This is a genomic window from Roseiarcus sp. (genome assembly GCF_052145395.1).
Classification (GTDB): Bacteria; Pseudomonadota; Alphaproteobacteria; order Rhizobiales; family Beijerinckiaceae; genus Roseiarcus.
The window spans coordinates 1-10976 of the sequence record NZ_JBKQOT010000831.1 but is presented as its reverse complement, the minus strand read 5'-3'; the positions used below and the strand labels follow the sequence as shown (position 1 = coordinate 10976).

22 protein-coding genes are annotated in these 10976 nt (G+C 64.9%); all 22 read left to right on the top strand.

The features are described from left to right. The coding region (rplC, locus tag ACLP25_RS28960) for a 50S ribosomal protein L3 (RefSeq protein WP_442472552.1) at positions 1-553 on the top strand (553 nt) is incomplete at its 5' end. Positions 554-558: 5 nt separating this feature from the next. After that, a complete protein-coding gene (rplD, locus tag ACLP25_RS28955) occupies positions 559-1179 on the top strand; it encodes a 50S ribosomal protein L4 (protein ID WP_442472551.1) in 621 nt (206 codons plus the stop codon). Then, the gene (locus tag ACLP25_RS28950; RefSeq protein ID WP_442472550.1) at positions 1176-1472 is read left to right on the top strand and encodes a 50S ribosomal protein L23; all 297 of its coding nucleotides are present in this window, start codon (positions 1176-1178) and stop codon (positions 1470-1472) included. The genes rplD and ACLP25_RS28950 overlap by 4 nt, the downstream gene beginning before the upstream one ends. Positions 1473-1485: 13 nt before the next feature. Then, positions 1486-2325 carry a 50S ribosomal protein L2 gene (gene rplB, locus ACLP25_RS28945; RefSeq protein ID WP_442472549.1) on the top strand — a complete coding sequence of 280 codons (840 nt, stop codon included), beginning with the start codon at positions 1486-1488 and terminating at the stop codon, positions 2323-2325. Positions 2326-2328: 3 nt separating this feature from the next. Then, the gene (gene rpsS, locus ACLP25_RS28940; RefSeq protein ID WP_442472548.1) at positions 2329-2607 is read left to right on the top strand and encodes a 30S ribosomal protein S19; all 279 of its coding nucleotides are present in this window, start codon (positions 2329-2331) and stop codon (positions 2605-2607) included. Positions 2608-2610: 3 nt separating this feature from the next. After that, positions 2611-3003: a 50S ribosomal protein L22 gene (gene rplV / locus ACLP25_RS28935; protein ID WP_442472547.1), complete on the top strand. Its 393-nt coding sequence runs from the start codon at positions 2611-2613 to the stop codon at positions 3001-3003. A gap of 12 nt (positions 3004-3015) precedes the next feature. After that, positions 3016-3777: a 30S ribosomal protein S3 gene (rpsC, locus tag ACLP25_RS28930; RefSeq protein WP_442472546.1), complete on the top strand. Its 762-nt coding sequence runs from the start codon at positions 3016-3018 to the stop codon at positions 3775-3777. A gap of 29 nt (positions 3778-3806) precedes the next feature. Further along, positions 3807-4220, top strand: coding sequence for a 50S ribosomal protein L16 (gene rplP, locus ACLP25_RS28925; protein WP_442472545.1), 414 nt, complete (start codon positions 3807-3809; stop codon positions 4218-4220). Between the two features lie 12 nt (positions 4221-4232). Then, complete coding sequence (rpmC, locus tag ACLP25_RS28920) at positions 4233-4451, top strand: 50S ribosomal protein L29 (protein ID WP_442472544.1); 219 nt, start codon at positions 4233-4235, stop codon at positions 4449-4451. A gap of 3 nt (positions 4452-4454) precedes the next feature. Continuing rightward, positions 4455-4700: a 30S ribosomal protein S17 gene (gene rpsQ, locus ACLP25_RS28915; protein ID WP_442472543.1), complete on the top strand. Its 246-nt coding sequence runs from the start codon at positions 4455-4457 to the stop codon at positions 4698-4700. 114 nt (positions 4701-4814) lie between these two features. Further along, the gene (gene rplN / locus ACLP25_RS28910; protein WP_442472542.1) at positions 4815-5183 is read left to right on the top strand and encodes a 50S ribosomal protein L14; all 369 of its coding nucleotides are present in this window, start codon (positions 4815-4817) and stop codon (positions 5181-5183) included. Further along, the gene (gene rplX, locus ACLP25_RS28905) at positions 5183-5500 is read left to right on the top strand and encodes a 50S ribosomal protein L24 (protein WP_442472541.1); all 318 of its coding nucleotides are present in this window, start codon (positions 5183-5185) and stop codon (positions 5498-5500) included. The genes rplN and rplX overlap by 1 nt, the downstream gene beginning before the upstream one ends. Next, positions 5493-6203: a 50S ribosomal protein L5 gene (rplE, locus tag ACLP25_RS28900; RefSeq protein ID WP_442472540.1), complete on the top strand. Its 711-nt coding sequence runs from the start codon at positions 5493-5495 to the stop codon at positions 6201-6203. Before rplX ends, rplE begins: the two co-directional genes overlap by 8 nt. A gap of 37 nt (positions 6204-6240) precedes the next feature. After that, entirely contained in the window at positions 6241-6546 is a 306-nt protein-coding gene (rpsN, locus tag ACLP25_RS28895; protein ID WP_442472539.1) for a 30S ribosomal protein S14, read from the top strand. Between the two features lie 13 nt (positions 6547-6559). Beyond that, positions 6560-6958: a 30S ribosomal protein S8 gene (rpsH, locus tag ACLP25_RS28890; protein ID WP_442472538.1), complete on the top strand. Its 399-nt coding sequence runs from the start codon at positions 6560-6562 to the stop codon at positions 6956-6958. Between the two features lie 31 nt (positions 6959-6989). After that, the gene (rplF, locus tag ACLP25_RS28885) at positions 6990-7526 is read left to right on the top strand and encodes a 50S ribosomal protein L6 (protein ID WP_442472537.1); all 537 of its coding nucleotides are present in this window, start codon (positions 6990-6992) and stop codon (positions 7524-7526) included. 11 nt (positions 7527-7537) lie between these two features. Then, a complete protein-coding gene (gene rplR, locus ACLP25_RS28880; protein WP_442472536.1) occupies positions 7538-7900 on the top strand; it encodes a 50S ribosomal protein L18 in 363 nt (120 codons plus the stop codon). Between the two features lie 65 nt (positions 7901-7965). Next, complete coding sequence (gene rpsE / locus ACLP25_RS28875) at positions 7966-8535, top strand: 30S ribosomal protein S5 (RefSeq protein ID WP_442472535.1); 570 nt, start codon at positions 7966-7968, stop codon at positions 8533-8535. Positions 8536-8549: 14 nt separating this feature from the next. After that, positions 8550-8741 carry a 50S ribosomal protein L30 gene (rpmD, locus tag ACLP25_RS28870; RefSeq protein ID WP_442472534.1) on the top strand — a complete coding sequence of 64 codons (192 nt, stop codon included), beginning with the start codon at positions 8550-8552 and terminating at the stop codon, positions 8739-8741. Positions 8742-8751: 10 nt separating this feature from the next. Next, positions 8752-9234, top strand: a complete 483-nt coding sequence (gene rplO / locus ACLP25_RS28865; protein WP_442472533.1) for a 50S ribosomal protein L15 — start codon at positions 8752-8754, stop codon at positions 9232-9234. A 134-nt stretch (positions 9235-9368) separates the two neighbouring features. Continuing rightward, entirely contained in the window at positions 9369-10700 is a 1332-nt protein-coding gene (secY, locus tag ACLP25_RS28860) for a preprotein translocase subunit SecY (protein ID WP_442472532.1), read from the top strand. Beyond that, positions 10697-10976 (top strand): nucleoside monophosphate kinase (locus ACLP25_RS28855; protein WP_442472531.1); only part of this gene is annotated, 280 nt, incomplete at its 3' end. The genes secY and ACLP25_RS28855, both read left to right, overlap by 4 nt.

Here is a 10976-nt window from a genome sequence, read left to right as displayed (position 1 = left end):
GGTCAAGAACGTCTCCAAGGCCGAACGCGGGCGTTTCGCTGTCGCGCATGTCGAGCCGAAGATGCGCCTGGCGGAGTTCCGCGTCGCCGAGGACAAGCTAATTCCGGTTGGAGCTGAGATCACCGCTGATCATTTCGCGGTTGGACAATATGTCGATGTCACCGGTGTGACGATCGGCAAGGGGTTCGCCGGTCCGATGAAGCGCTGGAACTTCGGTGGCCTGCGCGCGACCCACGGCGTGTCGATCTCGCACCGATCGCACGGCTCGACCGGCGGTCGTCAGGATCCTGGCAAGACCTGGAAGAACAAGAAGATGGCGGGTCATATGGGCGTCGACAAGGTGACGACCCAGAACTTGCGCGTCGTGCAGACCGACGCCGAGCGCGGCCTGATCCTGGTGCAGGGCTCAGTGCCGGGCAACGCCGGCGGCTGGATCGCCGTGCGCGACGCGGTGAAGAAGCCGCTGCCGAAGGACGCGCCGGTTCCGGGCAAATTCCGTATTCACGAGGCGGCTCAGGAAGCCGCGCCGGCCGAAGCGCCGAAGGGAGAGTGACGGTCATGAAATTTGACATGACGTCGATGGACGGCGCGGCCACGGGCTCGGTCGAGCTCGACGACGCGATCTTCGGCCTGGAGCCGCGCGCCGACCTCATCGCGCGCATGGTGCGCTGGCAGCTCGCCAGGCGCCAGGCCGGCGACCACAAGACGCTCGGCCGCAGCGAGATCAACCGCACCGGCAAGAAGATGTACAAACAGAAGGGCACCGGCGGCGCCCGTCACGGATCGGCGCGGGTGCCGCAGTTCCGAGGCGGCGGTCGCGCAATGGGTCCGGTTCTGCGCAGCCATGAGCACGACCTGCCGAAGAAGGTGCGCGCGCTTGCGCTGCGCCATGCGCTGTCGGCCAAGGTCCGCGCGGGCGGCCTTGTGGTCTGGGAGAGGGCGGAGCTCGGCGAAGGCAAGACCAAGGTTCTGCGCGAGTCCTTCGCCAAGGCGGCGATCGCCAACGCGCTCATCATCGATGGCGGCGAGGTGCACGAGAAGTTCGCCGTGGCCGCGCGCAATCTTCCCCAGATCGACGTTCTGCCGGTCCAGGGGATCAACGTCTACGACATCATGCGCCGCGAGAAGCTCGTGCTGACCAAGGGTGCGATCGAAGCGCTGGAGGCGCGGTTCAAATGACAAAGGACGCCCGCCACTACGATACGATCGTCGCGCCTGTGATTACGGAGAAGGCGACGATCGCGTCCGAAAACAACCAGTTCGTGTTCAAGGTCGCGCGCAACGCGACGAAGCCGCAGATCAAGGCAGCGATCGAAAAGCTGTTCGACGTCAAGGTGACCGCGGTCAACACCCTTCTCCGCAAGGGCAAGACCAAGGCGTTCCGCGGCGTCCGCGGCCGGCAGCAGGACATGAAGAAGGCGATTGTCACGCTCGCCGACGGCGATCGCATCGACGTGACCACCGGCCTCTAAGGGTATCAGGACCATGGCTCTCAAGACCTACAAGCCGACGACGCCGGGCCTGCGCCAGCTGGCCATCGTCGACCGCAGCGAGCTTCATAAGGGCAAGCCCGTCAAGGCGTTGACCGTCGGCAAAACGGAGAAGGGCGGCCGCAACAACCACGGCCGCGTCACCGTGCGCTTCCGCGGCGGCGGCCACAAGCAGTCGTACCGCATTGTCGACTTCAAGCGGCGCAAGCTCGACGTCGCCGGCAAGGTCGAGCGGCTCGAGTACGACCCGAACCGCACGAGCTTTATTGCGCTGATCAAGTACGCCGATGGCGAACAAGCCTACATTATCGCGCCGCAGCGCCTGTCGGTCGGTGACGAGGTGATTGCAGGCGCGCAGGTCGACGTGAAGCCGGGCAACGCGATGCCGCTCGCGAGCATTCCGGTCGGGACGATTGTCCACAACGTCGAGATGAAGATCGGCAAGGGCGGCGCGATCGCGCGTTCGGCCGGCGCCTACGCCCAGATCGTCGGTCGCGATCAGGGCTATGTGTCGCTCCGGCTCAACTCGGGCGAGCAGCGGCTTATTCACGGTCAGTGCTTCGCCTCGATTGGCGCGGTGTCGAACCCGGACCACATGAACGCCTCGCTCGGCAAGGCGGGCCGCAACCGTTGGCTCGGCCATCGCCCGCACAACCGTGGCGTCACCATGAACCCGGTCGACCATCCGCACGGCGGCGGCGAGGGCCGCACTTCGGGCGGCCGCCACCCGGTCTCGCCGTGGGGCAAGCCGACCAAGGGCAGCAAGACACGCAGCAACAAGTCCACGGACAAGTTCATCGTCGCATCGCGGCACGCGCGGAAGAAGAAAGGCTGAGGCATGACGCGTTCGATCTGGAAGGGGCCGTTCGTCGACGGCTATCTGTTGAAGAAGGCGGACGCCGCGCGCGGTTCGGGCCGCTCCGAGATCATCAAGATCTGGAGCCGGCGCTCGACCATCTTGCCGCAGTTCGTCGGTCTCACCTTCGGCGTCTATAACGGCCACAAGCACATTCCGGTGCTCGTGTCCGAGGAGATGATCGGCCACAAGTTCGGCGAGTTCGCGCCGACGCGGACGTTTCATGGCCATGCCGCCGACAAGAAGGCGAAGAGGGCGTAACCGATGTCGAAGCAAGCCAACCCGCGGCGTCTGGCCGACAACGAGGCGAAGGCGACCGTCCGCATGCTGCGGGTGAGCCCGCAGAAGTTGAACCTGCTCGCCCAGCTGATCAGGGGCAAGAAGGTCGCGGCGGCGCTCGCCGACCTCGAGTTCTCACGCAAGCGGATCTCGGTCGAGGTCAAGAAGGCGCTCGAGTCTGCGATCGCCAACGCCGAGAACAATCATGACCTCGACGTCGACGATCTCGTCGTCGCGCAGGCCTGGGTCGGCAAGGACATGGTGATGAAGCGCTTCAGCCCTCGCGCCCGCGGGCGGGCCGGGCTCATCGAGAAGCCGTTCGCCAACATTACGATCATCGTGCGCGAAGTCGCCGCCGATGAAGCCAAAGCGGCCTGAGGAGAGGCGACTATGGGTCAGAAGATCAATCCGATCGGGCTGCGCCTCGGTGTCAACCGCACGTGGGACTCGCGCTGGTACTCGAACAAGACCGAGTACGGCAAGCTCCTGCACGAGGACATGAAGATCCGCGACGTGCTGTCGAAGGGCCTGAAACAGGCTGCGATCTCCAAGATCGTGATCGAGCGTCCGCACAAGAAGTGCCGGGTCAACATCCACTCGGCGCGCCCGGGCGTGGTGATCGGCAAGAAGGGCGCCGACATCGACAAGCTGCGCAAGCAGGTGTCGAAGCTGACGAACTCCGAAGTCGCGATCAACATAGTCGAGGTGCGCAAGCCGGAAATCGATGCGACGCTCGTCGCCGAATCGATCGCCCAGCAGCTCGAGCGCCGCGTGGCGTTTCGCCGCGCAATGAAGCGCGCCGTCCAGTCGGCCATGCGGCTCGGCGCGGAAGGCATCCGCATCAACTGCTCGGGCCGGCTCGGCGGCGCGGAAATTGCCCGCCTCGAGTGGTACCGCGAGGGCCGTGTGCCGCTGCACACGCTACGCGCCGACGTCGACTACGGCGTCGCGACCGCGCATACCGCGTATGGCACCTGTGGCATCAAGGTCTGGATCTTCAAGGGAGAAATTCTCGAGCACGATCCGATGGCCCAGGACAAACGCCAGGCCGAGGCCGATCACTCTTCCACGCACCGTCCGCGCCGCGAGCCGCGGGAGCGGGATCGCGACCATGGTCGCGACCGCGACCGTGAGCAGCGCGAAGCCGTCTGACGCTGCGGATCCTTTGAAAGTCTACGATCATGATGCAGCCCAAGAGAACGAAGTTTCGCAAAGCCTTCAAAGGCCGGATTCACGGCAATGCGAAGGGCGGATTCGCGCTGAACTTCGGTGAGTTCGGTCTGAAGGCGTTGGAGCCTGAGCGGGTGACCGCGCGCCAGATCGAGGCGGCCCGCCGCGCGCTCACGCGCCACATGAAGCGCGCCGGCCGAGTCTGGATCCGCGTATTTCCGGACGTGCCGGTGTCGAAGAAGCCGATCGAAGTCCGCATGGGCAAGGGCAAGGGTGCTCCGGAGTACTGGGTAACCCGCGTCGCGCCTGGACGCATCATGTTCGAGGTCGACGGCGTCCCGGAGCAACTCGCGCGCGAGGCGTTCCTGCTCGCCGCAGCCAAGCTCCCGATCAAAACCCGCTTCGTGCAGCGCATTGCGGAATAAGGAGAGCGCGAGATGAAGAATTCCGGTCGCCTTTCCGATCTGCGCGTCATGACGGAAGACCAGCTCAACGACGAGGCGCTCAAGCTGAAGAAGGAGCAGTTCAACCTGCGCTTTCAGAAGGCGAGCGGCCAGTTGCAGGACACCGCGCGGGTGCGCGTCGTCCGCCGCGACATTGCGCGCGTCAAGACCATCGCCGCGCAAAAGCGCGGCGCCGCCAAGTCCGAGGACTAAGAGATGCCAAAGAGAATATTGCAGGGGGTCGTTGTCAGCGACAAGCAGGAGAAGACGCTGGTCGTGAAGGTGGAGCGCCGCTTCACCCACCCGCTGTTTAAGAAGACCGTGCGCCGCTCGAAGAATTATCATGCGCATGTCGAGAACAAGACACAGAAAGTCGGCGACACCGTCTCCATCGAGGAGACGCGCCCGATCTCGAAGCTGAAACGCTGGATCGTCATCGACGAGATGGCGCCGAAGGAATGACGGGCGCGAGAAAGCGCTCGTCTCGTTTCATCCCGGGGGCGATGAGCCCCCTTCAGGCGTAGTCCGGCGCTGCAGGGCGCTGGAAACCGATCTGACCAGAAAGGCGATCAGGCCATGATACAGATGCAGACCAATCTCGATGTCGCCGACAACTCCGGCGCGCGGCGCGTGATGTGCATCAAGGTTTTGGGCGGCTCGAAGCGTCGTTACGCCTCGATCGGCGACATCATCGTCGTTTCCGTCAAGGAAGCGATCCCGCGCGGACGCGTGAAAAAGGGCGACGTTATGAAGGCGGTCGTGGTGCGCACCGCCAAGGACATCCGCCGTCCCGACGGCTCGGTGATCCGGTTCGATTCGAACGCAGCGGTGCTGGTCAACAACCAGTCCGAGCCGGTCGGCACCCGCATCTTCGGGCCGGTGCCGCGCGAGCTTCGCGCCAAGAACCACGTGAAGATCATCTCGCTCGCGCCGGAGGTGCTGTGATGGCCGCCAAGATCAGGAAGGGCGACCGCGTCGTCGTCACCACCGGCCGCGACAAGGGCAAGACTGGCGAGGTGCGCCAGGTGATGCCGACGGAGAACCACGCGATCGTCGCCGGCGTCAACCTCGTGCATCGCCATACGCGCCAGACCGCGCAGACCGAAGGCGGAATCCTGACCAAGGAGGCGCCGATTCAGCTGTCGAACCTGGCGATCGCCGATCCCAAGACGGGGAAGCCCACGCGAGTCGGCTTCAAGACTCTCGACGATGGCCGCAAGGTCCGCGTCGCCAAGCGTTCCGGAGACCTGATCGATGGCTGACAAGAACGAGAAGGGCGCAAAGCCCGGCAAGGGCGACAAGGCCGCTCCGCCGAAGGGCGGCAGCAAGGGCGCGCCCGCTCCCGACGCCAAGGGCGCCAAGCCCGGCAAGGGAGATGCGGCCGTCGCGGCCGCCGGCGCCGTTGAGACCGCACCGAAGGATTATGTCGCGCGTCTGAGGAAGGCCTACCAGGACGAGATCGTGCCGAAGCTGGTGAAGGAGTTCGGCTACAAGAACGCCATGGAAGTGCCGAAGATCGACAAGATCGTGCTCAACATGGGCGTCGGCGAAGCCGTCAACGACACCAAGAAGGTGACGACGGCGGCCGCCGACCTCGCGCTGATCGCGGGCCAGAAGCCGGTGATCACCCGCGCCCGCAAGGCGATTTCGACCTTCAAGGTGCGGGAGAACATGCCGATCGGCGCGAAGGTCACCCTGCGCAAGACCCGCATGTACGAGTTCCTCGACCGACTGGTGACCGTAGCCCTGCCGCGCGTGCGCGACTTCCGCGGCCTCGATCCGAAATCGTTCGACGGTCGCGGCAACTACGCGCTCGGAGTCAAGGAGCATATCATTTTCCCCGAGATCGACTACGACAAGGCCGAATCCATGCTCGGTCTCGACATCGTCGTCTGCACGACAGCCAAGACCGACGTGGAAGCGCGGGCCTTGCTGCGTGAGTTCAACTTCCCGTTCCGGCAGTGAGCCCGAAGGGCTCAGACGCGGAATATTGGAGGCCTTAATGGCAAAGAAAAGTGCAATCGAGAACAACCTGCGCAAGCAGCGGCTGGCGAAGAAGTTCGCTGGACGCCGCCAACGTTTGCTCGACGTCGCCAACGACGAGGCGCGTCCGATGGAGGAGCGCTTCGAGGCGCGTCTGAAGCTCGCCGAGCTGCCGCGCAACGGCGCGGCCAACCGCGTGCGCAATCGTTGCGAAGTGACGGGACGTCCGCGCGGCTTTTATCGCAAAATGAAGATGTCGCGCATCGCGCTTCGGGAACTGGGCAACAAGGGCCTGATCCCGGGGCTCGTGAAGTCGAGCTGGTGAGGAGGCTAGGATCATGGCAGTGAACGATCCGCTCGGCGACATGCTGACCCGCATCCGCAATGCGCAGATGCGCAAGCGCGGTAAGGTCTCGACCCCCGGTTCCTCGCTTCGCAAGAAGGTTCTCGACGTGCTCGAGTCCGAGGGCTTCATCCGCGGCTATGCGACCACGGACTTCGGCAACGGCCGCACCGAGTTCGAAATCGAGCTGAAGTATTTCGACAACGAGCCTGTTATCCGCAAGCTGGAGCGGGTGTCGAAGCCGGGCCGCCGCCTCTACGCCACCGTCGACGCCATGCCTCGGGACGCGAACGGCCTCGGCGTCGCCATGGTTTCGACGCCGAAGGGCGTCATGGCCGACCACGCCGCGCGCGACGCCAATGTCGGCGGCGAAGTCCTCTGCACCGTCTTCTGACGGGGCGCTCGCGAAGAAATGGAATTGAGCCATGTCTCGTATTGGCAAGAAGCCCGTGGTCATTCCGGCCGGCGTCACCGCAAAGCTGGACGGTCAGACTATCGCGGTCAAAGGGGCGAAGGGCGAACTGAAGTTCACCGCGCCTGACGAGGTGTCGGTGTCGATCGACGGCGGCGCCGTGCATGTCCAGCCGCACCACAGCGAGGACAAGCGGGGCCGCGCGATGTGGGGCATGACGCGCGCGCAGATCGCCAACCTGATCGGCGGCGTCACCCACGGTTTCGAGAGGAAGCTCGAGATTAACGGCGTCGGCTACAAGGCGGCGATCGCAGGAAAGAACCTGCAGCTGTCCCTCGGCTACAGTCACGACATTGTCTACCCGATCCCGGCCGGCGTGACGATCACGACTCCAAAGCCGACCGAGATTACGGTCGCCGGCATCGACAAGAGGCAGGTCGGCCAGATCGCCGCGGAGATCCGCGCGTTCCGCGGCCCCGAGCCCTATAAGGGCAAGGGCGTGAAGTACGCAGGCGAGTTCATCTTCCGCAAGGAAGGCAAGAAGAAGTAAGGGGCGCCGCTATGGCCAAGTCCAACATCTCCACCGACCGGCGCAAGGCGCGCGTCCGTCGGACGATCGCCGCGAAGGCTGGCGACCGTCCGCGGCTCAGCGTCTTCCGCTCGTCCAAGCAAATTTATGCGCAGATCATCGACGACGAGCGCGGGAAGACCCTGGCCTCGGCCTCGACGATCGAGAAGGCGTTTCGCGAGCAGCTGAAAACCGGCGCGACCGTTGAGGCCGCCCGCATGATCGGCAAGGAACTCGCGGATCGGGCCAAGAAGGCTGGGGTCGGCAAGGTCGTGTTCGACCGAGGCGGCTATATGTACCACGGCCGGGTAAAGGCGCTGGCCGAGGGTGCCCGCGAGGGCGGCCTCGAGTTCTAATCCACCAACGGAGCGAGCGGCGCCGCATTCAGGCGCGCGCCGCGATTGAGTAACGGAAGAAAGACATGGCGCGTGAAGAGGGCGGCCGCGGCCGCGACCACAAACACGAGGAGCGCGACAGCGAGTTCGTCGACCGCCTCGTCCATATCAACCGCGTGGCGAAGGTCGTCAAGGGCGGCCGCCGCTTCGGCTTTGCGGCGCTGGTCGTCGTCGGCGACCAGAAGGGTCGGGTCGGTTTCGGCCACGGCAAGGCGCGCGAGGTGCCGGAGGCGATCCGCAAGGCGACTGAGGCGGCCAAGCGCGGCCTCGTCCGCGTGCCGCTTCGCGAGGGCCGTACGCTGCATCACGACGTCAACGGCCGCCATGGGGCCGGGCGCGTCGTGCTGCGCGCGGCGCCGGCCGGCACCGGGATCATCGCCGGCGGTCCGATGCGGGCAGTATTCGAGTCGCTCGGCGTCCACGACGTCGTGGCCAAGAGCCAGGGCTCCTCGAACCCCTACAACATGATCCGCGCGACCTTCGACGCGCTGTCGCGCGAGGACAGCCCGCGCTCGGTCGCGCAACGTCGCAACCTCAAGGTGTCGACGATCCAGTCGCGCCGCCAGAGCGTCGAAGCCGACGCAAGCGACTCGTGAGGCGGGAGGCAGGCATGAGTACGGAAAAGACGATTACGTTGGTGCAGGTCACCAGCGCCATCGGCCGACCCGGTTCGCAGCGCGAAACGCTGAAGGGACTCGGCCTGAACAAGATCGGCCGTCAGGCGAAGGTCGCCGACACGCCGGCCAACCGCGGCATGATCGCCAAGGTCGCGCATCTCGTGCGCGTCGTGGAAGGTCAGTGAGGATCGCGCGATGAAACTCAACGACATCAAGGACAATCCTGGCTCGTCGAAGGCGCGTATCCGCGTCGGCCGCGGCATCGGCTCGGGCAAAGGCAAACAATCTGGCCGCGGCGGCAAGGGCCAGACCGCGCGTTCGGGCGTTCGGATCAAGGGCTTCGAAGGCGGCCAGATGCCACTGCATCGGCGGCTGCCGAAGCGCGGCTTCACGCCGCCGTCGCAACTCGTCTACAACGAAGTCAACCTCGGGCGGATCCAGAGCGCGATCGACGCCGGCAAGCTCGACACGTCCGCGACAATCGACGCCGAAGCGCTTCTGAAGGCCGGCGTGGTCACGCATCCGCGCGACGGCGTGAAAATCCTCGGTTCGGGCGAACTGAAGGCGAGCGCGAATTTCGAGGTCGCAGCCGCCTCGAAGAGCGCCGCCGCCGCCATCGAAAAGGCAGGCGGCAGCCTCAGAACCTTGCGGGCGGAGGCCGCTCCGACCGCCCCGTGACGATGGCGTTCGGGTTGGAGATGGCGCGCGCGCCAGCCATATGATAGGGGCGTTCTCGCCGCGCCGGTCAGCGCGGCGAGAACGTCATTTCTTCAAACTTCGCGCTCTTTCGGGGGCGCCGCCTGGAGAGCGCAATGGCGTCGGCCGCCGAACAGCTCGCAGCCAATATCAACTGGTCAGCCTTCTCCAAGGCCGATGAACTCAAAAAGCGCATCTGGTTCACGCTGGGCGCGCTGGTCATCTATCGTCTCGGGACCTACATCCCTCTGCCCGGCATCGATTCGGACGCGTTCCAGACGGCGTTCCTCGGCCAGAAGCAGGGCGTGCTCGACATGTTCAACATGTTCTCGGGCGGCGCGGTGCAGCGCATGGCGGTGTTCGCGCTCAACATCATGCCCTACATTTCCGCGTCGATCATCATCCAGTTGCTAAGCTCGGTGGTGCCGTCGCTGGAGGCCATCAAGAAGGAAGGTGAGCAGGGCCGCAAGGTTCTCAATCAATACACCCGTTATCTGACCGTCGCGCTGGCGATGTTCCAGGCTTACGGCATCGCAATCGGGCTCGAGGGACGAACGGGCGTGGTGAGCGATCCCGGCATCCTTTTTCGCATCTCGACCATCGTCACCCTGACGGGCGGGACGATGTTCCTCGTCTGGCTCGTCGAGCAGATCACCGCGCGCGGCGTCGGCAACGGTTCTTCACTCATCATCTTCGCAGGCATTGTCGCGCGCCTGCCGCAGGCGATCGTCCAACTATTCGAACTCGGCAGACAGGGGTCGATCTCGACCGGCCTGGTGCTCTCCGTCATCGTCATGGTGTTCGTCGTCGTCGCCTTTATCGTCTTCATGGAGCGGGCGCAGCGGCGGGTGCCGATCACCTATCCACGCCGTCAGGTCGGCAACAAGATGTACGAGGGGCAGAGCTCGTTCCTGCCGCTCAAGCTCAACACCTCGGGCGTCATCCCGCCGATCTTCGCCTCGTCGCTTCTGCTGCTGCCGACGACGGTGGCGAATTTCGCGCAGGGCACCGCCGGAGGCGTGTTCACGACGATCACGGCCTTGCTCGGCCGCGGGAGCCCGCTCTATCTGATCCTGTATGTCGCGCTGATCGTGTTCTTCGCCTTCTTCTATACGGCCACGGTCTTCAATCCGGCGGATACGGCCGACAACCTCAAGAAGCACGGCGGTTTCATTCCCGGCGTCCGGCCCGGCGAACGGACGGCGCAATACATCGACTACGTTCTCACACGCGTCACGGTGCTCGGGGCCGGCTATCTGGCGCTGATCTGCCTGTTACCCGAATGGCTGATTTCCTATGCGTCATTGCCGTTCTATTTCGGGGGCACTTCGCTGCTGATCGTCGTCAACGTCACGATGGATACGGTGGCGCAGATTCACGGACACCTGCAGGCGCATCAGTATGAAGGGTTGATCCGCAGGGCCAGACTGAAGGGACGGAAGCGATGAGGTTGATTGTGCTCGGGCCTCCCGGCGCTGGCAAGGGGACCCAGGCCACGCGACTCGTGCAGAAATACGGTATCCCGCAGCTTTCGACCGGCGACATGCTGCGCGCCGCGGTCGCGGCCGGGACGCCGATCGGGCTCAAGGCCAAGGCGGTGATGGAGTCGGGCGCCCTGGTCTCCGACGAGATCGTCGTCGGCATCATCGCCGACCGCATCGGCCAGCCGGACGCCAGGAACGGCTTCATTCTCGACGGGTTTCCGCGCACGGTCAAACAGGCCG

Coding starts and splice junctions, on each gene's coding strand:
- rplR (WP_442472536.1), top strand. CDS start 7,538: ATGGCCAAGTCCAACATCTCCACCGACCGGCGCAAGGCGCGCGTCCGT.
- rplD (WP_442472551.1), top strand. CDS start 559: ATGAAATTTGACATGACGTCGATGGACGGCGCGGCCACGGGCTCGGTC.
- secY (WP_442472532.1), top strand. CDS start 9,369: ATGGCGTCGGCCGCCGAACAGCTCGCAGCCAATATCAACTGGTCAGCC.
- rplE (WP_442472540.1), top strand. CDS start 5,493: ATGGCTGACAAGAACGAGAAGGGCGCAAAGCCCGGCAAGGGCGACAAG.
- rplV (WP_442472547.1), top strand. CDS start 2,611: ATGTCGAAGCAAGCCAACCCGCGGCGTCTGGCCGACAACGAGGCGAAG.
- rpmD (WP_442472534.1), top strand. CDS start 8,550: ATGAGTACGGAAAAGACGATTACGTTGGTGCAGGTCACCAGCGCCATC.
- rpsE (WP_442472535.1), top strand. CDS start 7,966: ATGGCGCGTGAAGAGGGCGGCCGCGGCCGCGACCACAAACACGAGGAG.
- rpsS (WP_442472548.1), top strand. CDS start 2,329: ATGACGCGTTCGATCTGGAAGGGGCCGTTCGTCGACGGCTATCTGTTG.
- rpsC (WP_442472546.1), top strand. CDS start 3,016: ATGGGTCAGAAGATCAATCCGATCGGGCTGCGCCTCGGTGTCAACCGC.
- rplF (WP_442472537.1), top strand. CDS start 6,990: ATGTCTCGTATTGGCAAGAAGCCCGTGGTCATTCCGGCCGGCGTCACC.
- rplX (WP_442472541.1), top strand. CDS start 5,183: ATGGCCGCCAAGATCAGGAAGGGCGACCGCGTCGTCGTCACCACCGGC.
- rpsQ (WP_442472543.1), top strand. CDS start 4,455: ATGCCAAAGAGAATATTGCAGGGGGTCGTTGTCAGCGACAAGCAGGAG.
- rplN (WP_442472542.1), top strand. CDS start 4,815: ATGATACAGATGCAGACCAATCTCGATGTCGCCGACAACTCCGGCGCG.
- rplP (WP_442472545.1), top strand. CDS start 3,807: ATGATGCAGCCCAAGAGAACGAAGTTTCGCAAAGCCTTCAAAGGCCGG.
- rplO (WP_442472533.1), top strand. CDS start 8,752: ATGAAACTCAACGACATCAAGGACAATCCTGGCTCGTCGAAGGCGCGT.
- rpmC (WP_442472544.1), top strand. CDS start 4,233: ATGAAGAATTCCGGTCGCCTTTCCGATCTGCGCGTCATGACGGAAGAC.
- rpsN (WP_442472539.1), top strand. CDS start 6,241: ATGGCAAAGAAAAGTGCAATCGAGAACAACCTGCGCAAGCAGCGGCTG.
- rplB (WP_442472549.1), top strand. CDS start 1,486: ATGGCTCTCAAGACCTACAAGCCGACGACGCCGGGCCTGCGCCAGCTG.
- rpsH (WP_442472538.1), top strand. CDS start 6,560: ATGGCAGTGAACGATCCGCTCGGCGACATGCTGACCCGCATCCGCAAT.
- ACLP25_RS28950 (WP_442472550.1), top strand. CDS start 1,176: ATGACAAAGGACGCCCGCCACTACGATACGATCGTCGCGCCTGTGATT.